The organism is Coralloluteibacterium thermophilum, assembly GCF_042654365.1.
GTDB classification, from domain to species: Bacteria; Pseudomonadota; Gammaproteobacteria; order Xanthomonadales; family Xanthomonadaceae; genus Coralloluteibacterium; species Coralloluteibacterium thermophilum.
This window is the reverse complement of the sequence record NZ_JBHSGG010000007.1, coordinates 1-23131: the sequence shown is the minus strand read 5'-3', so window position 1 is coordinate 23131 and position 23131 is coordinate 1. Positions and strand designations below refer to the sequence as shown.

Here is a 23131-nt window from a genome sequence, read left to right as displayed (position 1 = left end):
GACACGGCGTGTATGCCTGGTGCGGCGGCCCTGCGCGCATCCGCACTGCGCCCTGCCGCGCCTCGCTCGCCGATGCGTGCGTGGTCCGGGGACGATGCGCCGCACCATTCCTGCGTCGTCGTCGCGCGCGATCGCGGCGTGGCGCGCGCTTGCGACGCAGCGCGGTGGACCGTCCTCGCCGGCCCGTCCTCGCCCTGGTTTCCGCCGCCTGCGCCCTCGACGCCGTCGCTGCGGGCGCTGCCGGTATGCTTGTGGGTCGCCCACACCGCCACAGTCCGTGCCCTCCTACTCCCCGGAACTCTTCCTCTTCGGCCTCGGCCTGCTGCTGGTGCTCACCGTGCTCGCGGGCAGCCTCTCCAGCCGCTTCGGCCTGCCGGCCCTGCTGGGTTTCATGGCGCTGGGCATGCTGGCCGGATCGGACGGGCCCGGCGGCATCCGCTTCAACGACTACATGCTGGCGCAGACGCTGGGCGTGCTGTGCCTGGTGTTCATCCTGTTCTCCGGTGGCCTCGACACCCAGTGGCGCGCGGTGCGGCGGATGGCGCTGCCGGCCGTGGTGCTGGCGACCGCGGGGGTGATGCTGAGCGCGGGCGTGGTGGCCCTGGCGGCCATGTGGCTGCTCGACTTCAGCCCGCTGCAGGGCTTCCTGCTCGGTTCGGTCATCGCCTCGACCGACGCGGCGGCGGTGTTCGCGGTGCTGCGCCACAGCGGGCTGTCGCTGCGGGACGACGTGCGCAGCCTGATCGAGCTGGAATCCGGCTCCAACGATCCCATGGCCATCTTCCTGGTCGGCGCCGCCCTGCTGCTGATGAGCGTGGCCGGCGCCTCGCCGCTGAGCCTGGTGCCGGACTTCCTGTTGCAGATGAGCGTGGGCGCCGTGGTCGGCTTCGGCGTGGGCGCGGGGCTGCCCCTGCTGCTGCGCAGGGTGCACCTCAACGTGGGCGGGCTGTCGCTGGTGATCTCCATCGCCGCCGCCATGCTCGCCTACGGCGTCGCCGGCGTGCTCGGCGGCAACGGCTTCCTGGCCTGCTACATCGCCGGCATCGTCGCGGGGACCCGCGAGTTCCCGCAGAAGCGCACGATCTCGCTGTTCCAGGACGGGCTGGCCTGGCTGGCGCAGGTGGTCATGTTCCTGGCGCTGGGCCTGCTGGTGTACCCGGCGCAGCTGCCGGACGTGACGGTGCCCGGCCTCGCGGTCACCGCCGCGCTGATGCTGGTCGCCCGGCCGCTGTCGGTGTTCCTCTGCCTGGCGCCGTTCCGCGGCTTCGACTGGCGCGCCAAGCTGTTCGTCTCTTGGGCCGGCCTGCGCGGCGCGGTGCCCATCGTGCTGGCGACCTTCCCCATCGTCGCCGGCATCGAAGGCGCCCAGGCGATCTTCAACATCGTGTTCTTCGTGGTCCTGGTCTCCAGCGTGATCCAGGGCCCGACCCTGGGCTGGTTGGCCCGCCGCCTCGGTCTCGACGAGAAGCCGGCGGGCTGAGTCTGCCGCCGGACGCGGCGCCGGTCGCGCAGGCGAGCGCCGGGCCGACGACGCCAGGACGTGCGCGGCAGGATGGCGCCTCGGAGTGCTGGATCGCGCGGCTTCGGCCCGGGCGGACGACCGGCCGTCAGCGGCCGGCGTCGCGGTATCCCTGCTCGAAGCCCTGGACGACATCGCCGACCGTGCCGCCGAGGAACAGCACGAGTCCGGCCGCGAGCAGGATCCTGCGGTCGTTCCTGACGAAGCCGAAGATCAGCACGCCGAGGGCGCCGAGCATGAGCACGCCTTCCATCCAGTCCATCCATCCCTCCTTCCGTGGCGACGACTCCGCATTGATAGCGGATCCGCCGTGGGGGTGCACGTGTCAGCCGGCCCCGGCGCCGGCATCCGCGTTGCCGGCGCGGTCGGCGAGCCATTCCAGCACGGCCTGCGCGATGCGCGCCTCGGCGGCGGCGAGGACTTCCTTGCGGCGCACCGCGGTGGCGACGAGCCCTTCGGTCAGGTAGGCGGCGCCGAGGGCGGCCGCGACCGGGTCGCGGGGCCGCAGCGTGCGCCGGTGGCGGTCGACGAGGTCGTTCCAGTACCAGGTGTCGGCCACCGCCATGCCCGCGCCGGCGGCGTGGCGCGCGAGTGCGCGGGCGACCAGCCAGCGTACGTCCTCGTCCGGCGCCGGCGGTCGCGGACGTCCCAGAGGTTCATAGAGCATGGCCGGTGGCTCCCGGTCGATGGTGGGGACGGTGCGCGGCGCGCGGCGGACGCGCCGTGCGCGCTGCGTCGGCGGCGAGTTCGCCGAGGGGTTCGAGCGTGGCGGCCTGCGGGTCCGCGCCGGGGCGCCGCCGGATCCGGTAGAGCCGCACCAGGCCGGGGTCGCCGCGACCGGCGCCCGCGACCGCGACGAGTTCCAGCGACGCGAGGCGGCGCACGGCGTCCATCGTCAGCGCGGGGAGCGCGCGTGGGTCGCGGATGGCGACGGTGCCGCCGCCGACCGTGCGCGCGCACCACGCGCGGCCGGCGTGGGAGCGGGTGAGCACCAGCACGCAGCGCCCGGCCGCGCGCAGGCGCCGCACGAGGCCGCGCACCGCGGCGGGATCGGGCGCCACCACCAGCACGTCGGCGGACGCGCCCCCGCACTCCACGCAGGCGCGGAGGGCCGCGCGGGCCTCGGCCTCGGCATCCGGCGGCACCGCGAGGGCGCCTGCGGAGGTGGAGCGGCCGAGCGCGCTCATGCGGTGTTCCCGCGCGGCATGGCGACGACGAAGCGCGCGCCGCGGTCGCCGTGGGCGGCGTCGAGCGTGATGGTCCAGCCGTGCGCGAGGCAGATCTCGCGGCAGATCGCCAGGCCGAGGCCGGCACCGCCCTCGTGCGCGCCGGCGCCGCGCCAGAAACGCTTGAACAGGTGCGGCGCTGCGCCCGCCGGCACGCCGTCGCCCTCGTCCTCGACCGAGAAGCCCTCGGCGCCCACGCGCAGCCGCACTTCACCGCCGGCGGGCGAGTGGTGCACCGCGTTCTCCAGGAGGTTCTTGAAGAGGACGAACAGCGCGCCCGCGTCGGCCTCGATCCAGCGGCCCGGCTCGTCGCGCTCCAGGTCCAGGCGCAGGGCGACGCCGCGCTGGTCGGCCATGCGCGAGAGATAGTCGATCGCCCCGGCGGCCTCGACCCGCAGCGAGACCCGCGCGAAGCGGTAGTTGTGGCCCTCGCTGACCTCGGCCAGGTGCAGCAGCTGGTTGACCTGGCGCGCCATCAGCGCGGTGTCGCGCAGCAGGACCTCCGGATCGGCGGTGGCGCCGAGCTCGATCTCGGCCTGGAGCAGGGCCAGGGGGGTCTTCAGCTCGTGCGCGGCCGTCGCGAGGAACTCCTGCTGCACCCGGAACCCCTCCTCCAGCCGCGTCAGCGCCGAGTTCAGCGCCCCGATGAGCGGCGCCAGCTCGGACGGCAGGCCCTGGCCGCGCAGGCGGATCGAGAGCGTGTGCGGACCGATCCGCGCCGCGGCCTCGGAGGCCTCGCGCAGCGGACGCAGCAGCCGGTTGACCATCAGGAAGACGATCACGACGAAGAACGTCAGGGTCAGCGCCACCGTCACCACGCCGGCGCGCAGGTAGAGCTTGCGCGCGTAGTTGATGAGGGAAAACATCAGGCGTTCGCTGCGCGCGACCCGTGCCGTGTAGAGGCGCCCGTCGCGCTCGATCGTGCCCTCGATGACGTACAGCGGAAGCGGCGTGCCCCTGTTGTCGAGGAGGAGGGCGCGCGCGCCGGCCGGCATGTCGCGCAGCGCCTGGAGCGCCGGGCCTTCGTCGCTGCTGACGAGCTCCCTGCCGTCGGCGTCGAGCACGAGGAAGGCGGTGTCCTTGGGCATCGCGTCGTAGGCATGGGCGCTGGGGCGTTCGAGCATCACGTGCGCGCTGCCGTCCGGCGCCACCACCAGGCCCTCGTCGAGATGTTCGAGCTCCTCGCGCAGTTCCTTCTGCAGCAGGCGGCCGGTGGTGTCGGGCCAATCGATGTCCCAGTCGGCCAGGTCCCCGGCCGGGTCGATGTCGGACGGCGGCGTGGACGCGATCCGCGCCACCTGGGTCAGCGCGAACCCGGCCGAGATCGCCAGCAGCGCCGCCAGCAGTGCGGCGCCGACGAGGCGGGTGCGGAGGCTACACGGCCGCATCGTCCCGCCTCAGCGCATAGCCCTGGCCGCGCTGGTTCACCAGCACCACGGCGGCGTCGATGGCCGCGAGCTTCCTGCGCAGCCGGTGCAGGGCGACGTCGAGCGCGTTCGGCGTGACCGCCTCGGTCACGCCCCAGGCCGCCGCCTCCAGCGTGGCCCGGCGCACGGTGCGCCCCTCGGCCCGCACGAGGCAGATCAGGATCTGCAGTTCGGCCGGCGCCAGGGTGATCGACTCGTCGCCGTGCGTCATGCAGCTCGCGCGCGGCAGCACGCGCAGCCCGTGGCAGGCGAGTTCGAGGTCGCGCAGTTCGTGCGGGCGACGCATCAGTGCCCGCACGCGCGCGACCAGCTCCTCCATCGCGAACGGCTTGGGGAGGTAGTCGTCGGCCCCGGCCTCGAGCCCGTCGACGCGGTCGCGCAGCGCGTCCCGCGCGGTCAGCATGAGGCAGGGCGTGCGGTGCCCGGCCGCACGCAGCCGGCGCACGAGGTCGAGCCCGTCGCCTTCCGGCAGCCCGCGGTCCACCACCACCGCCGCGTAGGGCTGCCCGGCGATGGCATGCCAGGCGCCCTGCATGCCGGGGAACACGTCCACGGCGATGCCGGCCGCGGACAGGCCCCGTTCGACCAGTGCGGCCAGACGGGCGTGGTCTTCGACGAGGGCGATGCGGTTGAGCGCGGACACGGGCTGCCTGGGATCGGGGATGCCGGCCGCGACTCAGAAGCCGCGGGCGATGCCGATCATGAGGCGTGCGGTGCCGTCGGTGTCGGGTTCCATGAGCGGGCTGTCGGCGAGCTCGTCCGGGAGCACCTCGTAGTCGAGCGAGCCGAGCAGCCGCCACTTGTCGCCCAGCGGTCGCGAGAAGCCCAGGCTGGCGCGCGGCACCACCACCGAGCCGGGCGCGTACTCGCGCACGCCGCGCGCGCGTTCCCCGTCGAGCGTGCCGGTGCCGTAGTAGTAGTCGGCGAGGTCGCTGGACATCCAGCGCGCGGCGACGCCCGGGACCAGCGTGGTGCGCCCGATGTGGATGGGATAGCCGTAGGCCACCGAGAACTCCTGCCCGCCGCTGGTGTCGGTGATGTCGGCCAGGGCGCGCACCGCGAGCACGCCGCCGCGCCCGCGCCAGGTCAGGGCGAAGCCGGCATCCAGCGCGTCGTCGCGATCCTCCAGCAGGTCGGCGTCGAGGCCGTTCGCGGCCAGCTCGGCGCGGCCCAGGTCGTCGATGTCGAAGCCGTCGAAGCGTCCGGAGAGGATGGCGTCGAGCTGCACGCTCTGGTTGCGGACGAGGTGGATGCCGCCGGTGAGGCCGTTCCAGAAGAAGCGCTCGCCCTGGTAGGTCACCAGCGGGCCCGGCCGGATGCGCGTGCCCTCGCCGGCGTAGGCGCTGTCGCGGATCGACACGCCGACGCCGAGCGACCAGTCGTCGCTGCGCGGCGTGTGGATCTGGTCCGCGACGCCGCGGCCGGTCTGGGCGGCGGCGGCGAAGGGCAGGACGAGGAGGAGCGCAGTGGCACGTCGGAACATGAGCGTTGTCGCCGCTGGAGAGGGAGCGACACTCTCCGCCGCTCCGACTTACGGACGACTTACGCGACGCCTGCTGCGTTGCCCCGGCGCGCCGCCGGGGGCATGCGCCTGCCGGCGTGCCGCGACGCGTGGCTAGGTCCGGCGCAGTCCGTGGGGCAGGGCGCCGTCCGGAAGCTTGCGCGTGGCGACCATCACCAGCACCGCGGTGGACAGCAGGATGCCCGACACCAGCGCGCCGGTGGCGAGGAGGCCGCGCGTGGAGATCGCCGCCTCGCTCCTCAGCCTGACCGGGCCGATGCGCAGGCGCACCGACGCCCGGTGTTGCCCGTCGCCGTGCCGGGCCTCGCGCCCGCGCGCCATCGTCGTGTCCTTCATGCGCCGCGTCTCCTCTGTCGATGCCGCCGATGGTCGCCGCGGCCCCGTGGGCCGGATGTCGGCGACGCCGCGCGGCGGTGTCGGTACCCTGCCCCCACCCTGCCTCGCGGCTCAGTGCGGGTCCTGCGCCTCCGGACGGTCGGCATTCGGCGCGGCATCGGGGATCGGCAGGCCCTGCGCCGCCGCGCGGCTTTCCCAGCGTCGGCGCGCCAGGCGCTGCATGTCGGCGACGCGGTCGCTCTCGTCGACGATCTCCTGGCCCAGCAGCGTCTCCACCACGTCCTCCATCGTCACCACGCCGAGGGTGGCGCCGTACTCGTCCACGACCAGGGCGATGTGCTGGCGACGGTCGAGCAGGAAGTCCAGCAGCCCGGTCAGCGGCATGCTCTCGGGCACGCTGCGCAGCATGCGCGCGAGCGTGCGCAGCGGGCGGTCGCCCTCGCCGTCGGCCTCGGCCTGCAGCAGCTCGGCGCGCAGCACGAAGGCATCGGCATCGTGGATGTCCTCGCGGTAGATCGGGATGCGCGAGAACGGCGCCACGCGCGGGTCCGCCAGCGCGTCGGAGACGCGGGTGTCGTCGCGCAGGGCCGCCACCACCGGGCGCGGCGTCATCACGTCCTGGGCGCGCAGCTCGGACATGCGGAACAGGTTGCGCAGCACCCGCGACTCGCGCGGCAGGATGTCGCCGCTGAGTTCGCCGACGCCCGCCATGGCGATGAACTCCTCGCGGTTGAACACGTGCGCCTGGCGGCCGCCCGAGATCAGGCGGGTCAGCATCTCCGACAGCCGGATCAGCGGATACAGCACCACGATCAGCAGGCGCACGAAGGTCGCCACCGGTCCCGCGAGCTGGCGCCAGTACTGGGCGCCGAGCGTCTTGGGCACGATCTCCGACAGGAACAGGATGAGCAGCGTCGCCACCGCCGAGAACACGCCCACCCAGGCGCTGCCGAACACGTCCGACGCCTTCGCGCCCGCGCCGACCGCACCGGCGGTGTGGGCGATGGTGTTGAGGGTGAGGATGCCGGCCAGCGACTGGTCGATGCGGTCGTGCCGCAACTGCTGCAGGGTCGCCGCCAGCCGCGGCCGCGTGGCCTTCAGGCCGGCGATGAAGGACGGCGTGATGCTCAGCAGCACCGACTCGGCGATCGAGCACAGGAAGGACAGCGCGATCGCCAGCCCCAGGTAGACCAGCATCAGCGTCACGTCCACCGCGTCGCCGCCGGCGACCGGCGCGGCGGCGGCCGACAGCGGCAGCGCGAGCAGGGCGAGGCAGGACAGCAGCGGGCGAACAGGGCGGACGGTGGGCACGGCGGGTTCCGGGGACACGGCAGGCCAGTCTAGGCCAGGCATGTGTCCGTGACGCCCCCGGACGCGCCGACGAACGGTTCCGTCATCCGTTGCGTAATGAAACTGATTCGCATTTAATTTCGCATGCACCGCGGCAGCCTGCGGGGCCGCGCTCCCCGCAGGCCATGCGGGCCGCGGGGCCTGCACCCGGCGCCCTCCGTCCCTCCCGCCTCCATCCACAAGGCCCGTTCCGCCCATGTCCCCGATGCCCGTCTCCTTCCCGCGGCCCTCCTGCGCGCGCCGCGCCCTGCCCCTGGCCGTCGTCTTGGCGCTGGCCGGTGGGCCGGCGCTCGCCATCGCGGCACCGCAGGCGGGACCGGACGCGGCCGGCACGGGCGAGACGCGCGCGCGCCAGCTCGATGCCATCCTCGTCGTCGCCCAGCGCGAGGCGCGCGTCAGCAACGGCGCCACCAACCTCGACCTCGACATCAAGGAGACCCCGCAGTCGATCAGCGTGGTGACCGGCACGCAGATGCGGCAGTTCGGCGCCGACAGCCTCAACGAGGCGCTGCGCCTGTCCACCGGCATCCAGGTCGAGGAGTGGGAGACCAACCGCACCACCTTCACCGCGCGCGGCTTCGACATCGCCAACACCCAGATCGACGGCGTCGGCCTGCCCAACGACTGGGGCATCGTCACCGGCGCGGTGGACACCTTCGGCTTCGAGAAGCTGGAGGTCATCCGCGGCGCCAACGGCCTGCTGACCGGCGTCGGCAACGCTACCGGCACGATCAACTACGTGCGCAAGCGCCCGACCAACGACACCGAGGGCGCGGTCGGCCTGAGCGTCGGTTCGTGGAACACCCGCCGCGCCGAGGTGGACTACTCCACCCCGTTCACGGCGGACGGCACCTGGGCGGGGCGCATCGTCGCCGCCCACGAGCAGGGCGATTCCTGGCTGCGCGGCAAGTCCGACCGGCGGGATTTCGTCTACGGCGTGGTCGACGGCCAGATCGGCGAGAACGGCACGCTGACCCTGGGCTATTCCTGGCAGGACGCCGACACCGACGGGACCATGTGGGGCGCGCTGGCCTTCATGTACGGCGACGGCACCCAGGCCCGCTGGGACCGCGGCGCCTCCACCACCCAGGACTGGAGCTACTGGGACACCACCACCCGCAACGCCTTCGTGGAGTACGTCCACCAGCTCGGCGACGACTGGCAGCTCAACCTGTCGTGGAACCGCCGCGAGATCCGCAACGACGACCGCCTGTTCTACGCCACCGACTACGCCGGCACCGGCCTCGAGCCGGGCACGAACCTGGGCCTCTTCGGCTATCCGTGGGGCGGCGACGACGCCATGACCGCGGACCTTCTCACCGCCACCCTCAACGGCCGCATCCGCCTGTTCGGCCGCGAGCACGAAGTGATGGCGGGCCTCAGCCGGTCCGAGAGCGAGACCGTCAGCCGCGAGTACGCCGGCGCGCTCTGCGGCGACGCGCCCTGCGGCTATCTCCCGATGCCCGGCTTCCCGTGGGGCGGCGATGCGGTGCCGGAGCCGGTGTGGGGCAGCCCGTCCGTCTACGGCACGCTCGACCAGCGGCTGAAGCGCGCCTACGGCGCCACCCGCCTCGCGCTGACCGACCGCCTCAAGGCCGTGCTGGGCGTCAACTACGCCGAGTACCACCGCGAGGGCATCAACTACGGCGTCGCCTTCGACCAGACCGAACGCGAGACCAGCCCCTACGCCGGCCTGACCTTCGACTTCAGCGACGACGTGCTCGGCTACGTCAGCTATTCCGACATCTACCAGCCGCAGAGCCAGTCCGACGCGGAAGGCCGCTACCTCGACCCGACCAAGGGCTCGAACTACGAGCTGGGCGTCAAGGCCGAGTGGCTGGACCGCCGCCTGCTGACGACGCTGGCGGTGTTCCGCGCCGAGCAGAGCGGGCTGGCGACCGGCGCCGGCTACAACGACAACGGCCAGTTCTACTACACCGGGGTGGACGTCGAATCCAGGGGCGTCGAGCTCGAGGCCACCGGCCGCGTCAACGACCACCTCGACGTGGTGGTCGGCTACACCGCCCTGAAGCTGGCCGGCGACGACGGCGACGACACCTACAGCTGGGTGCCGCGCCGCACCGCCAACCTGATGCTCAGCGCGCGCCTGCCGCACTACAGCGCGCTGTCCTTCGGCGTCGGCGGCCGCTGGCAGAGCGACATCTCCAACGTGGAGACCAACGGCTTCACCGTGCGCCAGGACAGCTACGCCGTGCTCAACGGCTTCGTCGCCTGGGACGTCCACCCCGACGCCACGCTGCGCCTCAACGTCAACAACCTCGGCGACGAGACCTACATCAACACCCTGCGCTACAGCGGCTACTACGGCGCGCCGCGCAACTACACCCTGCGCCTCGACTGGCGCTTCTGACCTCGCCCTCCCAACGCCGACACGAGCCGCCGCCATGTCCCGAGCCGCCGCCGTTCCGTCTCCCGCCCCGCGCCTGCGGCTCGCCGCACGCGTGGGCGCCGCCGTGCTCGGCGGCTACGCCTTCGCCTGGGGCTTCATCGCCGCCGGCGCGGCGCTGCTGTTCAAGGCGGGCATGGACTTCCACGACGCCGAGTTCCTCGCCAGCGTCCTCGGCCTGCTGGCGTTCCTCGGCGTGTTCCTGTGGACCTTCGCCACCCGCAGGCTGCTGCTGGCGTGGTTGCTGCTCGCGGGCGGGGGCGGGCTGATGGCCGCGGTCGCGTCGCTGGTGCAGGCGAGCATCGTCTGATGGCCGCCAACGGAGGAACCGTCGTGACCCAGAGCTTCCGCCAGGCCATGGCCTGGCTGCACACCTGGTTCGGCCTGGTGCTCGGCTTCGTGCTGATGGCCGCCTTCTTCTTCGGCACGCTCTCGGTCTTCGACCGCGAGATCGACCGCTGGGCGATCCCTTCGACGCGCTTCGAGCCGCAGCCAATGCCGTCCTACGAGGCCATCCTGCGGCCGGCGTTCGAACGCATGCAGCCCAGCCGCCAGGCCATCGACGCGATGCGCCCGCGCGTGGACGGCCCCATGCCGGAGCGCTTCGACACCGTCGCCAGCTGGAGCGCCTACACCACCCATCGCGACCCGGTGCTGCAGCTCTTCGCCGGCTACCAGATACCCAACGCCAGGAACCCGGACGAACTGATCTGGGCCGACGCCACCATCGACCCGCGCGACGGCACGCCCCTGCCCGACGACCGGCTCAAGGTCGGCAGCGGGTTCTTCTACCCGATGCACTACGGGCTGACGCTGGACTGGAAGCACCTGGGCATCTGGATCGTCGGCTTCTCGGCGCTCGTCATGCTCGCCGCCCTGGTCAGCGGCGTGGTGATGCACCGCAAGCTGTTCCGCGAGCTGTTCACCTTCCGCCCCGGCAAGGGCGGCCTGCGCAGCGTGCTCGACCTGCACAACCTCACCGGCGTGGTCGCGCTGCCGTTCCATTTCTTCTTCGCCTTCACCGGCCTGGTCATCTTCTCGGCGACCTACTTCTTTCCGGTCGGCCACACCCAGCTGCACGACCTGCACGACCTCCACGCCGAGGTGGAGGCGCGCGAGCTGGGCCTGCCGCACCAGCGCGCCGGCGTGCCGGGCGGCCTTGCCAACGTGGACGCGATGGTCGCCGAGGCGCAGCGGCGCTGGGAGGCGCGCGGCATGGCGGGCGACGTGGGCTTCCTCGTCCTGATGCACGTGGGCGACGCCAACGGCTACGTCAGCGTGTACCGCGCCGGCACCGACCGCATCGCGCTGGTGGGGCAGGGCATCCACTTCAAGGCCGAGACCGGCGAACTGATCCGGGAGGACCCGCCGTCCACCGTCGTCGGCCGCGTCGCGGAATTCCTCACCGGCCTGCACCTGCAGCACTTCCGCCACTGGTTGCTGCGCTGGCTGTACGTGCTCGGCGGCCTGCTGGGCGCGGTGTGCATCGCCACCGGCTTCGTGTTCTTCGTCGAGAAGCGCAAGCGCCAGCACGCGCGCGAGGGCAGCCAGGGTGCGCGCGTGGTCGATGCGCTCGCGGTGACCATGGTCACCGGCATGGTCATGGCCGCGCTGGGCATTCTCGTCGCCAACCGCCTGCTGCCCGAGGACCTGCCGGCCCGCGGCGACTGGGAGCGCTACGCGTTCTGGGGCACCTGGGCGCTGGCGCTGGTGCATGCCGGCTGGCGCAGCGCGCCGGTCGCGCGCGGCCTGGCCAACCCGGCCTGGCGCGAGCAGTGCTGGAGCATCGCCGCGCTGGCGCTCGCGGCGCCCGTGCTGAACTGGATCACCACCGGCGACCACCTGCTGCAGACCGTCGCCGCCCGCTACTGGCCGGTCGCCGGCTTCGACCTCGCGCTGCTGGCGACCGCCGCCATTGCCGGCGCGACCGCACTGCACCTGGGCCGCCGCGCGACCGCGTCCGCCGCCGCCACCGCCCGGCACCGCGAGGCCGCCCATGCATGAGGTCCTGCACGGCTGGCTGCTCGCGGCCGCGCTGCTGGCGAGCCTCGCCGGCATGGGCTGGCTGGCCCTGGCCATGCCCGCGCATGCCCAACAGGTCTGGGCGGCTCCGCTCCCGGCGGGCGCGCGACGGCTGCTGCGTGGCCTGGGCGTCGCCGGCCTCGTCGCCTCGCTGCTGCTGTGCCTCGCCGCCGACCACGCCTCGATGGCCGTCCTGGTCTGGACGATGTCCCTGGCCGGCGCGGCCCTGCTCATCGCCATGACCCTCGCCTGGCGCCCCCGCTGGCTCGGCCTGCTGGCGCCGTGGACAGGCCGCGGACGCAGCACCGCGTGTGCCGGCACCTGAGAGGGGCCGTGGCCGGGCATCCATCACGATCTGCACCGCTGCGCCGCGTCCTCGGGTCGGGGCACCGTTCCACACGCCACTGACGAGACCGTCGCCACCGTCGCGAGCGACCTTTCCCTTGCCTCCGTCCTGCCGCGCCGACGCGCGACCATGACGTTCAGCCGGTGGCGGGCGCCGGTGCGTCCCATGCGAGCTTCAGGCCGACGACCGCGAGCAGGGCGCCTGCGGTCCGCCGCTGCCAGCGCATCCACGCCGGGCGCCGGCGCAGCGCCCCTGCGAGGCGTCCGGCAGCGAGCACGATCGCGGCGTTCACGAACAGGCTGACCGTCATCTGCACCCCGCCGAGCAGGAAGCCCTGCAGCACAGGGCTGCCCGCGGCAGGATCGATGAACTGCGGGATCAGCGCGACGTACATGACCGCAGCCTTCGGATTGAGCAGGTTGGTCAGCAGGCCCATCCGGAACAGCGTGCCGCTGTCGTGCCGGGGCAGGTCCACCACATCGAAGACGCCGCGACCACCCGGCCGGAGGATCTGCCACGCGAGATACAGCAGGTATGCGGCACCCAACAGCTTCAGCCCGACATACAGCCAGGGCACGAGCACGAAGACCGCGGCCAGCCCGAGGTTCGCAAGGGTCATGTACGCCAGGAAGCCGGTCATGGTGCCGGCGAGGGAGACGAGCCCCGCCACCGTTCCCTGCGCCAGCGTGCGCGAGACCAGGTACATCATGTTGGGGCCTGGCGAGAGCACCATGCCCAGTGCCACCAGCGCCATTCCCAGCACGGCCGCGCCGCTGATCATGATCCCCGCCTCCCATGCCCGCCGGACAGCATAACGGGGCGTCGAGCACGCGCCGGCGGCCATGATCGATCCGCCGCCCCTTCGCCGTCCGGCCTCCTCACCTGCGTCGCTTCCGGCACATGGCCGTACGCTCCGGACCGGCGGAGACTGCGCACATCCACACCGAGGGCCAACGCATGTCGATCAGATCCATCCTGCTGGCGCTGTGCCTGTGCGGTGCGCAGATCGCCGCCGTCGCTGTGGCCGCCGACCTGGCCATCGTCGGGGTGCGCGTCTACGCGGCACCCGATGCCGAAGCGCGTGACGACGCGACCGTGCTGGTCCGCGATGGCCGCATCCACGCGGTCGGCGCGGCCGCCGAGATCCAGGTGCCGCACGGGATGGAGCGCATCGACGGCGCGGGCAAGGTGCTGGTCGCCGGGTTCTGGAACAGCCACGTACACCTCCTCTCGCCGGTGCTGGCGGACGCAGCCGCGCGGTCGGCGGACGAGCTTGCGCAGGCGCTGCAGGACGCCTTCACCCGCTGGGGCTTCACCACCGTGTTCGACCTCGCCGGGCTCCCCGGCAACACCGCGGCCCTGCGCCGACGGGTGGAGGCGGGCGAGCTGGAGGGGCCGGCCATCCTCCACGTCGATGCGCCCTTCTATCCGCAGGACGGCACGCCCATCTATGCCCGCGAGTTCTACCGGCAGCGCGGCGCGCCCAGCGCCGAGGTCGCCACGGCCGAGGAGGCGCGCGCACGCGCGCGGCGGCAGATCGCGGACGGAGCCGACGGGGTGAAGGTGTTCGCCGGGGCCATCGTCGGCGGACCCGTGCCCGTGCTGCCGCTGGACGTGGACATCGCCCGCGCGGTGGTCGAAGAGGCGCATGCGGCCGGCAAGCCGGCGTTCGCCCACCCCAGCGACCCGCGTGGCATCGAGATCGCGCTGGCGGCCGGCGTTGACGTACTGGCCCACACCACCGCTGCAACGGGCCCTTGGGGCGACGACCTGGTCCGGCGCCTGCGGGAGGCCGATGTCGCGCTCGTGCCGACGCTCACCCTGTTCGACCACGAGCTGCGCAAGGAACAGGCGCCCGCAGCGGTGCTGCAGCGCTTCCTCGACAACGCCACCCAGCAGGTGCGCGTGTATGCCGCGGCCGGCGGCACCCTGCTGTTCGGCACCGATGTCGACTTCATTCCGCAGGTCGACACCCGCCGCGAGTTCGAGCTGCTGGCGCTGGCCGGGCTGGACTGGCGCCAGGTGCTGGCCTCGCTGACGACCGCCCCCGCGCGGCGCTTCGGGCAGGACGCACGCACCGGCCGGATCGCGCCTGGCCTGCAGGCCGACCTGGTGCTGCTCGATGCCGACCCCGCCACCGACGTCACCGGCTTCGCCGAGGTGCACGCGACCATCCGCGGGGGCCGCATCCTCTACCGGAAGCCGGACTGACCGAGCGCCATGCCTCGGCGGGGCGCTCCGCAGGAGCCCCCGGCGCACCTCCGGTACCTGGCCGGTGCCCCGTTTCGAAAGGCCACTGGCCCCGCTACGCATGCTGCGGAGCCGGGATGGGCGGCCAGACCGCGCGTGGTGCCCGAGCCAGGCTCGGCCGAGATCATCGCCCCGTTCATGCGATCGCCGCGCCGGGGCGGTCATTTCATCCGGTCATCACGCCCGGATCAAAGAACGCGCATCGCGAGGCACGCGCTGCCCGTTTATGTGCCGTTGCTGCTTGACCGCGCCGAAACGGGCTGCCTACTTTCGGATCGCGCAGCAAGCCGGCCGCATCCCGCGCGCCCTGCGACTGCCGCGCGTCGTATCCAGCAAGGCCGTACCGGTCGTCGGATACCGGACGGCAGTCGCAGTGTTCGCGGCCCGCCTCGTCCCGCAGCGCCGCCCGTGGAGGCCACCGGCCGTGCGGGCGACGCGGGCCGACGCTGGCCGGCAGGGACCGGATCGACCTCCCGCACCGCGCTGTCCTCCGTCGTTCGGACGCCCCGCCGGCCCCTGGCACGGCCCATCACGAACGCTACAAGGAGGAAGCACCATGCAGATCTTGCGCGCGGCGGCACGCCGCACTCTCGCCCTTGCCCTGCTCACGGCCGTCTCCGCTGGCGGAACGGCGCTCGCCGCCGGCCCGGTGCGTGCGGACCTCGACCCGGGCATGGTGGTCGCGCTGGAGCGCGACCTGGGCATGACGCAGCAGCAGTATCTCGCCACCGTGGAGGCCGAGCGCCGCGTTCCCGCCGCGGAAGCCGCGGCGCGCCGCGCGTACGGCGACAGCTACGCCGGCACCTGGATCGAGCACGACGCCGCGGGCAACCCGCAGGTGGTGGTGGGCACGGCCGGCCAGGGCGCCAAGCGCCTGCTGGGCGTGGAGGGCGCGGAGACCCGCCTGGTGACCTACAGCCTGCGCGAACTCGACGACGCCGTGCGCGCGCTCGACCTCTCCACCGCGCGCGTGGCGCGCCGCCTCGACGGCGTGCAGTCCTGGGGCGTGGACCTGCCCAGCAACCGCGTCGTCGTCACGCTCTCGCCCGGCGCGGGCAGCGGCGAATCGGTGCTGGACTTCCTCGCCCGCAGCAACGTGGATACCGGCGTCCTGCACTTCGAGGTGTCCGAACAGGTGCCGTCCACGCTGATCAACATCTACGGCGGCATCCGCTTCAACAGCTGCTCCATCGGCTTCCCGGTGACCCGCGGCAGCACCAAGGGCTTCGTGACCGCGGGCCACTGCGGCAACACCGGCGCGGCGGTGACCATCAACGGCACCCGGGTCGGCGCGTTCCAGGCCAGCAATTTCCCGGGCTCCGACGCGGCCTGGGCCACCGTACGCCAGCAGGACACCCTGTTCGGGCGCGTGTGGCAGCACAGCGGCAGCGCCACCACGCCGGTGGTCGGCAGCGCCGAAGCCGCCGTCGGCTCGGCCGTCTGCCGCTCCGGTTTCCGCACCGGCTGGCGCTGCGGCACGATCACCCGCACCAACGTGAGCGTGAACTACGCGCAGGGCACGGTGAGCGGCCTGCGCGAATCCAACGCCTGCGCCGGGCAGGGCGATTCGGGCGGCTCCTGGATCTCGTCGGCCGGCCACGCCCAGGGCGTCACCTCCGGCGGCGCGCTCGGCAGCGACGGCACCAACTGCGGCATCGCCCAGAGCCAGCGCCGCACCTGGTACCAGCGGCTCACCCCGATGCTGAACTCCTACGGCGTCAACCTGGTCACGAACTGACCGCCCGCACCACGGGCACGCGGCGCCCCGGTTCGCCGGGGCGTCGTGCGCAGGGGCCAGGCCCGACCTGGCCCCTTCCTGTGCGTGCCGAAGGCGGCGCCCGCCGCCGCGCTTCTCGTGGCGGCGACCGTCCACGCTGGGCCTATCATGCGCGGCTCGCCCTCCGCAGCGGTGCCGCATGATTCGCCCACAGTCCGTACCGATCCTTGCGCTCGCCCTGCTCCTCGCCGGCGGGACGTGGCATGGCGGCGCCCGCGCCGCGCCCGCCGTGCCGGTCTACCAGGTGTTCCAGGACACGCTCGTCGTCTGCGACAACGGCCGCGACTGCGAGGTCGTCGCGGTCAACCGCGAGGGCAACGGCATGCCGCTGCGCCTGCGGCGCGAAGCGGGACCGGCGGGCATGCAGCATCTGGAACTCGCGGCCCAGGGGCCGGTGGACGCCGAGGCGCTGCGGCTGGATGGACGCATGGTGCCGGCCCTCGACGCGCTGCCGTGGCGCGTGCAGCGGGCGGACGGCCTGCTCGCGCTCGACGAGCCGGCGGCCATCGCCCGCTTCATCGACATCGTGCGCAATGGCCGGCACCTGACGGTCGGCAAGGGCGAGGACGTGCCGACGGCGTCGCTCGCCGGCTTCAGCGCGGCGCTGCTGCGCGTCGACGAGGTCCAGCAGCGGCTCGGCACCGAGGGCGCATGGCTGCGTCGCGGCGACCGCGCCGATGCCGACGTGCCGCCGCCACCCGCGCTGCCGGTGCTGCCGCTGGCGGCGCCCGAACCGGTGGGGCTGGCGAAGGACGTCGCCGCTCGTCTTGCGCAGCACGTGCGCGCCGCGCAGGCCGAGGCCCTGCATGCGGAGGAGTGCGAGGAGGCAGGCGGTCCCTTCGACGTATCGCGCCACGACGGGGCGGCGCCGCTCGACGACACCCACGCGCTCGTCTTCCTCACCTGCTTCGCCGGCGCCTACCAGCACGCGAGCCTGGTGTTCCGCGTCCCGCGCGACGGCAGCGGCCCGGCCGAGCGCATCACGCTCCCGGGCGGCGGCATCCGCGTGGCGGAGCGGGGCAGCGAGGACTTCGCCCTGCTCACCAGCCCCGAGTACGCCCCCGCCACCGCCACCCTCATCCACTTCGCCAAGGGCCGCGGCCTCGGCGACTGCGGGCAGGCCGTCGCCTGGCACTACGACGGCCGCGAGTTCCACCTCGCCGTCTACGCCGAGCTGACCCTCTGCGGCGGCACCGTCCCGGGCGCCTGGCCGCAGCTGTGGCGGACGGTGGATCCGAGCCCGGGCGGGCCCTGACCAGGCCGTCAGCTGCGCGGCCGGAGCGCGACGCCGGGATCCGCGAATTCCGCCACGATCGCGGGCGACATCAGGCGCCTGGCGATCCAGCCGAACACACCGCAGATCGCCAGCACGAGGCCGGCACCGAACACCATGAAGACCGTGAAGACGACCTGCATGTCCGGCGCGTCCGGCGGCATCGTCCCGAACTCCGCGCGCATCGACGACAGCATGACCATCTGCAGGACCAGCCCGCCGATGTTCCAGACGATGCCCAGCACCATCATCGCGATGAACATCCGCCGCGCCCAGTTCCTGCGCAGCAGCAGGCCGATGGCGGCAGTGAGCGTCGCGGCGGCCATGAGGAAGTAGGCGACGAAGAAGAGATGGAAGTAGCGGAACATCCACGCGAACGCCGGTGGCATGTCCGGAGGCGCCGCCTGAAGCGCGGCCTCCATCTCGCCGGTGTTGACGATCACCAGCAGCATGACGTTCTGCAGCGCGGTGATGAGCGTGCCGATGCCCGCCAGCACGATGAAGATCCACGCGACGACGGTCACGAAGGTCGAGCGCTTCTGCGCCTCGGTCATCTGTTTTCCCCCGTTGGAAGTCATTGCTCGTCCCTGCCGTGCGCCTGGCGGCCCATACCGGTGGCCGCCCCACCCGTTACAGCTTCCGGGCCCCTGGGCGATCGGGCGTATCCGCAGAGACAAGGGCTCCGTACCACCGACGGCGGCTGCGCGTCCTGCTCCTCGGCACGCGGCCGATCCTGCTCCCAGTGCGTCGGAAAGCCAACCTTGTCGCGCCGGAAGCGCATGGCGCAGACGACGGGTGTGGTGGGCTCCCCCAGCTGAAGCACGGGCAGCGTACGTGCCACGCGCCTTGACCCGGCCTTCGAGGCCGTCCTTCTAGAGTCGGGTGCGCGGCTCGCGTCGTGCCGGACGCGGCTGCGCGATGCGCGCGGCCGGGTCGGTGTTCGAACGACAACGCGCCCAGCCTGGACGGATGGCGCGCCGGCCGCTTCCGCCCGATCACCCGAAAGGAGACGACAGATGCCGCATCTTCCGCTGGCCGCGCCCGGCCACCGTGCATGGCGATGGCTGCTGCTGGCCTTGCTGACCATCGCCGGCGTGCTGGGCCTGGCGATGGTCGTGCTGGGCATCCGCCTCGTGCTGCTCGGCGGAACCGTCTACTACGCGATCGCGGGGGCGCTGCTGCTTGCCGGTGGCGTGCTGGCGTGGATGCGGCGCGAGACGATGGCGGTGTGGGCGGTGGCCGCGGCCGTCGTCGTCACCCTTGGCTGGTCGCTGCTCGAGATCCACGGCAAGGGCTGGCTGCCTGCGTGGGGCTTCGACCTGGCGGCGCGCATGGGCGTGGTGACGGTGCTGGCCGTGGGCGCCGCCGTGGCCTTGCTGTTCTGGCGGACGGCGCCCGGCCACCGGTGGCGCAGGGCCTGCCTGGCGGGCCTGGGCCTGGCGGTGATCGCGGTGGCCTTGCCCGTCGTGCTGCTGTGGGAGCGCGTGCAGGGGCCGGCGGAGGACGGGGCGCTGGCCGCCGACCCGGCCCGGCCGGGCACGCAGGACGGCGCGACCACCACCGAGTGGAGCGCGTTCGGCGGGACCAACCGCGGTCTGCGCCATTCGGCGCTCGCGCAGATCCACCTGGGCAACGTGGACAGGCTGCAGGACGCCTGGACCTTCCGCAGCGGCGACCACACCCCGGCCGAGGGCCGCGTGTTCTATTCCTCGCAGAACACGCCGCTCAAGGTGGGGGACTACCTCTACACCTGCACGCCGAGCAGCCAGGTCTTCGCCCTCGACCCCGCCACCGGCGAGGCGCTGTGGCATTTCGACCCGCAGGTGCCGGCGCGGGCGATGGAGTCGCTGTTCAGCGCCGCCTGCCGCGCCGTGGCCTATTTCGACGAGGGCGACGCGGCCGGGCAGCCGGAGCGGTTCCCGCAGACGGCCGGTGCCGAGGGATTGGTCAACACACTGCCACGGAGCGGCAGCCAGTGTCGCCGCAGGGTCTACGTCGCCACGCCCGACGGGCGCCTCGTCGCCCTCGATGCCGCGGGCGGGTTCCCCTGCCCGGGTTTCGGCACCGATGGCGTGGTCGATCTCAACGCGGGGATGGGCCTGCGGGAAACGGGCTTCGCCTCCAACACCTCGGGTGCGACGGTCGCGGGCGGGCTGCTCATCGTCGGGCAGCAGGTCAGCGACAACCAGCGCCGCGATGCGCCGTCGGGCGTGGTGCGCGCCTTCGACGCACGCACCGGCGAACTGCGCTGGGCGTGGGACGCGCTGCGCCCCGACGCCACCGCGCCGCTGGCGCCCGGCGAGATCTACCCGCGCGGCACCCCCAACGTGTGGAACGTGATCTCCGCCGACGAATCGCTCGGCCTGGCCTTCCTCGGCACGGGCAACCCCGGCGCCGACCACTGGGGCGGCAACCGCACACCGGAAGAAGACCGCTTCACCGCCGCGGTCGTGGCGGTCGACCTGGAGACCGGCGCCACGCGCTGGTCGTTCACCACCGTCCTGCACGACCTGTGGGACTACGACCTCGGCGCCCAGCCCATGCTGGTGGACGTGCCCATCGACGGCGCCATGCGCCGCGCCGTGCTGCAGGGAACGAAGGCCGGCGACCTGTTCCTGCTCGACGCGGCCACGGGCGAACCCCTGCGACCGGTGACGATGCAGCCCGTGACGCAGGAAGGCGCGCTGCCGGGCGAGTGGCTCTCTCCGCACCAGCCGCGGTCGGAGTTCTATCCCAACCTCGGCGGCCTGCCGGGGCCCGAGTCGGAACGCATCGACGGCCGGCACATCTGGGGCATGACGCCCATCGATGCCGCGCTGTGCCGCATCGGCTTCCACGAGCGGCAGTACCTGGGCATCTTCACGCCGCCCACGATCGAGAAGAAGGGCATGGTGCTGCTGCCCGGCACCATCGGCGGCATGAACTGGGGCGGCCTGGCCTTCGACCCGGTGCGCCGGATCGTCATCGCCAACTACTCGCGCCTGCCCAACATCGTGGACATGCACCCGCGCGAGGAGGTCGTGGACCGGCCGGTCGGCTCGGGCGGCGCCCGGCCCGACCAGGCGGTCGCCCCGCAGACCGGCACGCCCTTCGGCGTCAACCGGCCGATGTGGCTGTCGGCGCTCAACGTGCCCTGCCTCGCGCCGCCCTGGGGCTTCATCGCCGCCGTGCACATCGACACCGGCGAGCTGGTCTGGTCGAAGCCGCTGGGGACGGGGTTCGACGCCGGGCCGCTGGGCATCCCGATGCGCATCAAGATCCCCATGGGCACCCCGAACATCGGCGGGCCGCTCACCACCGCCGGCGGGCTCACCTTCGTCGCCGCCGCGCAGGACAACTTCCTGCGCGCGTTCGAGACCGCCACCGGCCGCCTGGTGTGGCAGGCGCGCCTGCCCGCAGGCGGGCAGGCCGGCCCCATGACCTACGAGCACGACGGCATCCAGTACATCGCCATCGCCGCGACCGGCCATGCGCGGCTGGAAACGGAGGAGGGCGACTACCTCAAGGTGTTCGCGCTCGATCCCCGCAGCCCGGACCTGACGGGGCTGCCGCCAGGCGCCGCGACGCGGGCGGGCGGGACGGACCCGGAAGACGAGGGGCCCTGACGCCGTGGGGTGCCTGCGCCTCCGTCGGCACCCCACCGGCCGACGTGGCGGTGAAAGTGAACCTGACCCTGCGGCATGACGGCGCATCGACGGCCGGGTCACGGCCGGATCACCGCGCTCGGATCACCCTGAGGCGTGCTTCCACATTCGAGGAGACCGCGATGGGAATCCTGAGGACCGCGGCCGTGGCCGCCATCGGTGTCGCCGCCTACCGTGCCTGGCAGCGGCGGCAGCCTGCCGAGCGGCCGGCGCCGCAGCCCGACGAGGGCACCGCCACACCCCCGCACGGCGACCCGCAGTTTGCCCGCCGGACCGAGGACGCCGGCCTGCCGCTGCGCACCCCGGCCCAGTCCAGCCAGGGCTTCGGCGGACCCTGAGCCCCCTGGGGCTGCTGCACCTATCGAAGCAGGCTGAGCGAACGCGGCATCGTCATCCCAGGTGCGGCTCGTTCACACACGCACGGCATGCCGATCAGACGTCATCAGACGGCGGTGTCGGCCGTGCCGCCGTCGCGTTCCGCATCAGCATCGTTGTTGTCGGTGTCGGTGTCGGAATCGGCGACCAGCGAATAGCGATACACCCTGTCGTTCAGACGCACCTCGACCTGCTCGCGGTCGCGCCGCGGCACCGCGTAAATGTCCCCCTTCCAGCCCGCAGTCATCGCCGTCATCGGATCGAGCCCGCCGAGCGAGCGGGCCTTGAGGTGCAGCACGACCGTCTCGTCGGTATAGGAGACCGCCACATCGGAGAAGAAATGCGCCGTCTGGCCGCTGCGCACGGCGGCGTAGGAGGTTCCGTCCGGGTGCGCCACCAGGAAGGCGAACTGCGTGTCGAAGTCGATGCCGCGGAGATTGGGTGGCTGCTCGTGGCGGCGCAGCCGCCGCATCCCCGGCGACGGTTCGAACATGTCCGGCCGGGTGATCGGGAAGAACTCGAGATCGGCATAGCCCGGCACCTGCACGCCTTCGAGGTGCAGGCCGCTGCCCTGCAGCACATTCGCCACGGCGTGGGTGCTGTTCATCGACGGCCGGTGGCCGACCTTGAAGCGGCTGTGCGGCTCCAGTTCCGTCGGTGGCTCCACCGGCTCGTATCCGTTGCACCCGATAAGCGCGGCTGCGGCGAGGGCGAGCAAGGCGATGCGGTGGGAGCGCAGGAACGGCATGGGCAAGAGACCTCTGGTTCGGAAGCGCCCGAAAGTCTAGCGGCGCCGGGTAACGGGGTCAGGCTCACTTCTCCGACCGGCGCGTGGGGTAACGGATGACAGGAAGTGAGCCTGAGCTGCTACTCGTTCGCGCCGTCGGAAACCGGCGGGCTGCGACCCGCGCGCAGCCCGCCACTCGGCAGGTCAGTGGCAATAGCGCGGAGGCTGTGTCCTCCGGCCCACTGCCGCCAGCATCGCCGCAGGGACTTCTTCGCTGGAAGCGATCCACTCCGCTCCGGCGCCGTACACCGCCCGCGCCTCGGCGACGCTGCCGCGCGGGTGGGGCGCATGGCCCAGGCGCTGGGCTTCCACCTCGTCGAGGATGCCGCGCAGCGCATCGGCGGCATCGCAGATCGCCTGCCCCAGCTGCGGCAGCGTCCCCTTGGCCAGTTCGTCCACCTGCCCCACGGCCATGACATCGCCATGCGCGGAGACTGTCTGGACCAGGCGGGCCAGCGCATCCACCTGCGCCAGCGTGATGCCGAAGGTGTAGCGCGCATCGCCTTCCGCGGGCGCCCCGTCCGTGGGTGCGGCCTGCATCGCCGTTGCCTGCCCGGCTGCTTCGTCCTCGTCCTCCGTGGCCCTTGGCGTCGCCTTCGCGGGCTGCAGGCGCGCCGGCCAGGCCACCTCGTCCAGCACGATGGCCACCTGCTCGGCCAGCAACTCCAGGCAGATCGCCACCTCGCCCACGCTCACCTCGGGCGCCCACTCGCGCTCCTCGTCCGCCGTGCGCGGTTGCGCCAGCTGGGAGAGGAACGCCATGTACTGCTGCAGTTTCTTCAGCCGGAACTGGCTGTCCTCCGGCAGGTAGTAGTCGGCCCTGAAGAATCCGCCTCTCATCCCCGTGCGGGTACCGTTGGCTGCGATCCA

The 23131-nt window shown here is 72.8% G+C and carries 22 protein-coding genes; 10 read left to right on the top strand and 12 right to left on the bottom strand.

Annotated features, from left to right (window positions below):
• The first annotated feature begins 277 nt into the window (after positions 1-277).
• On the top strand, positions 278-1480 hold the full coding sequence (locus ACFO3Q_RS03645) for a potassium/proton antiporter (protein WP_377003282.1): 1203 nt from the start codon (positions 278-280) through the stop codon (positions 1478-1480).
• 127 nt (positions 1481-1607) lie between these two features.
• On the opposite strand, the gene ACFO3Q_RS03640 is transcribed toward ACFO3Q_RS03645, so the two are convergent.
• The 8 genes from ACFO3Q_RS03640 to ACFO3Q_RS03605 form a co-directional block, all read right to left on the bottom strand.
• A complete protein-coding gene (locus ACFO3Q_RS03640; protein ID WP_377003281.1) occupies positions 1608-1781 on the bottom strand; it encodes a hypothetical protein in 174 nt (57 codons plus the stop codon).
• A 63-nt stretch (positions 1782-1844) separates the two neighbouring features.
• On the bottom strand, positions 1845-2186 hold the full coding sequence (locus tag ACFO3Q_RS03635; protein WP_377003280.1) for a hypothetical protein: 342 nt from the start codon (positions 2184-2186) through the stop codon (positions 1845-1847).
• Positions 2176-2706: a hypothetical protein gene (locus tag ACFO3Q_RS03630; RefSeq protein WP_377003279.1), complete on the bottom strand. Its 531-nt coding sequence runs from the start codon at positions 2704-2706 to the stop codon at positions 2176-2178. The genes ACFO3Q_RS03635 and ACFO3Q_RS03630 overlap by 11 nt, the downstream gene beginning before the upstream one ends.
• The gene (locus tag ACFO3Q_RS03625) at positions 2703-4133 is read right to left on the bottom strand and encodes a sensor histidine kinase (protein WP_377003278.1); all 1431 of its coding nucleotides are present in this window, start codon (positions 4131-4133) and stop codon (positions 2703-2705) included. The genes ACFO3Q_RS03630 and ACFO3Q_RS03625 overlap by 4 nt, the downstream gene beginning before the upstream one ends.
• Entirely contained in the window at positions 4120-4815 is a 696-nt protein-coding gene (locus tag ACFO3Q_RS03620; RefSeq protein ID WP_377003277.1) for a response regulator transcription factor, read from the bottom strand. Before ACFO3Q_RS03620 ends, ACFO3Q_RS03625 begins: the two co-directional genes overlap by 14 nt.
• A 33-nt stretch (positions 4816-4848) precedes the next feature.
• Positions 4849-5655 carry a MipA/OmpV family protein gene (locus ACFO3Q_RS03615; RefSeq protein ID WP_377003276.1) on the bottom strand — a complete coding sequence of 269 codons (807 nt, stop codon included), beginning with the start codon at positions 5653-5655 and terminating at the stop codon, positions 4849-4851.
• Between the two features lie 132 nt (positions 5656-5787).
• Positions 5788-6030, bottom strand: coding sequence for a hypothetical protein (locus ACFO3Q_RS03610; protein WP_377003275.1), 243 nt, complete (start codon positions 6028-6030; stop codon positions 5788-5790).
• Positions 6031-6141: 111 nt separating this feature from the next.
• The gene (locus ACFO3Q_RS03605) at positions 6142-7341 is read right to left on the bottom strand and encodes a CNNM domain-containing protein (RefSeq protein WP_377003274.1); all 1200 of its coding nucleotides are present in this window, start codon (positions 7339-7341) and stop codon (positions 6142-6144) included.
• Between the two features lie 235 nt (positions 7342-7576).
• On the opposite strand from ACFO3Q_RS03605, the gene ACFO3Q_RS03600 reads away from it, so the two are divergent.
• Genes ACFO3Q_RS03600 through ACFO3Q_RS03585 form a run of 4 tightly spaced genes read left to right on the top strand, consistent with a single transcriptional unit; the run spans position 7577 to position 12134 of the window.
• Positions 7577-9751, top strand: a complete 2175-nt coding sequence (locus ACFO3Q_RS03600; protein WP_377003273.1) for a TonB-dependent siderophore receptor — start codon at positions 7577-7579, stop codon at positions 9749-9751.
• Between the two features lie 34 nt (positions 9752-9785).
• The gene (locus ACFO3Q_RS03595) at positions 9786-10097 is read left to right on the top strand and encodes an iron uptake protein (RefSeq protein ID WP_377003272.1); all 312 of its coding nucleotides are present in this window, start codon (positions 9786-9788) and stop codon (positions 10095-10097) included.
• Positions 10098-10120: 23 nt separating this feature from the next.
• Positions 10121-11791: a PepSY-associated TM helix domain-containing protein gene (locus ACFO3Q_RS03590; RefSeq protein WP_377003271.1), complete on the top strand. Its 1671-nt coding sequence runs from the start codon at positions 10121-10123 to the stop codon at positions 11789-11791.
• Positions 11784-12134 carry a DUF3325 domain-containing protein gene (locus ACFO3Q_RS03585; protein WP_377003270.1) on the top strand — a complete coding sequence of 117 codons (351 nt, stop codon included), beginning with the start codon at positions 11784-11786 and terminating at the stop codon, positions 12132-12134. Before ACFO3Q_RS03590 ends, ACFO3Q_RS03585 begins: the two co-directional genes overlap by 8 nt.
• 157 nt (positions 12135-12291) lie before the next feature.
• On the opposite strand, the gene ACFO3Q_RS03580 is transcribed toward ACFO3Q_RS03585, so the two are convergent.
• Entirely contained in the window at positions 12292-12936 is a 645-nt protein-coding gene (locus ACFO3Q_RS03580) for a LysE family translocator (RefSeq protein ID WP_377003269.1), read from the bottom strand.
• Positions 12937-13112: 176 nt separating this feature from the next.
• Between ACFO3Q_RS03580 and ACFO3Q_RS03575 the strand changes: the two genes are divergently transcribed.
• The 3 genes from ACFO3Q_RS03575 (at position 13113) to ACFO3Q_RS03565 (ending at position 17437) form a co-directional block, all read left to right on the top strand.
• Complete coding sequence (locus ACFO3Q_RS03575; RefSeq protein ID WP_377003268.1) at positions 13113-14366, top strand: amidohydrolase family protein; 1254 nt, start codon at positions 13113-13115, stop codon at positions 14364-14366.
• Positions 14367-14961: 595 nt separating this feature from the next.
• Positions 14962-16143, top strand: coding sequence for a S1 family peptidase (locus ACFO3Q_RS03570; RefSeq protein WP_377003267.1), 1182 nt, complete (start codon positions 14962-14964; stop codon positions 16141-16143).
• 178 nt (positions 16144-16321) lie between these two features.
• Positions 16322-17437: a DUF1176 domain-containing protein gene (locus ACFO3Q_RS03565; RefSeq protein ID WP_377003266.1), complete on the top strand. Its 1116-nt coding sequence runs from the start codon at positions 16322-16324 to the stop codon at positions 17435-17437.
• A gap of 8 nt (positions 17438-17445) precedes the next feature.
• Here the strand turns inward: ACFO3Q_RS03565 and ACFO3Q_RS03560 are convergent, their stop codons facing one another.
• Complete coding sequence (locus tag ACFO3Q_RS03560; RefSeq protein WP_377003265.1) at positions 17446-18009, bottom strand: hypothetical protein; 564 nt, start codon at positions 18007-18009, stop codon at positions 17446-17448.
• Between the two features lie 462 nt (positions 18010-18471).
• Here ACFO3Q_RS03560 and ACFO3Q_RS03555 point away from each other — a divergent pair, with 462 nt between their 5' ends.
• Both ACFO3Q_RS03555 and ACFO3Q_RS03550 read left to right on the top strand, forming a co-directional pair.
• A complete protein-coding gene (locus tag ACFO3Q_RS03555) occupies positions 18472-21060 on the top strand; it encodes an outer membrane protein assembly factor BamB family protein (RefSeq protein ID WP_377003264.1) in 2589 nt (862 codons plus the stop codon).
• A gap of 161 nt (positions 21061-21221) precedes the next feature.
• Complete coding sequence (locus ACFO3Q_RS03550) at positions 21222-21437, top strand: hypothetical protein (RefSeq protein WP_377003263.1); 216 nt, start codon at positions 21222-21224, stop codon at positions 21435-21437.
• A gap of 104 nt (positions 21438-21541) precedes the next feature.
• On the opposite strand, the gene ACFO3Q_RS03545 is transcribed toward ACFO3Q_RS03550, so the two are convergent.
• On the bottom strand, positions 21542-22222 hold the full coding sequence (locus ACFO3Q_RS03545; RefSeq protein WP_377003262.1) for a hypothetical protein: 681 nt from the start codon (positions 22220-22222) through the stop codon (positions 21542-21544).
• Positions 22223-22405: 183 nt separating this feature from the next.
• Positions 22406-23131 (bottom strand): XAC0095 family protein (locus ACFO3Q_RS03540; RefSeq protein ID WP_377003261.1); only part of this gene is annotated, 726 nt, incomplete at its 5' end.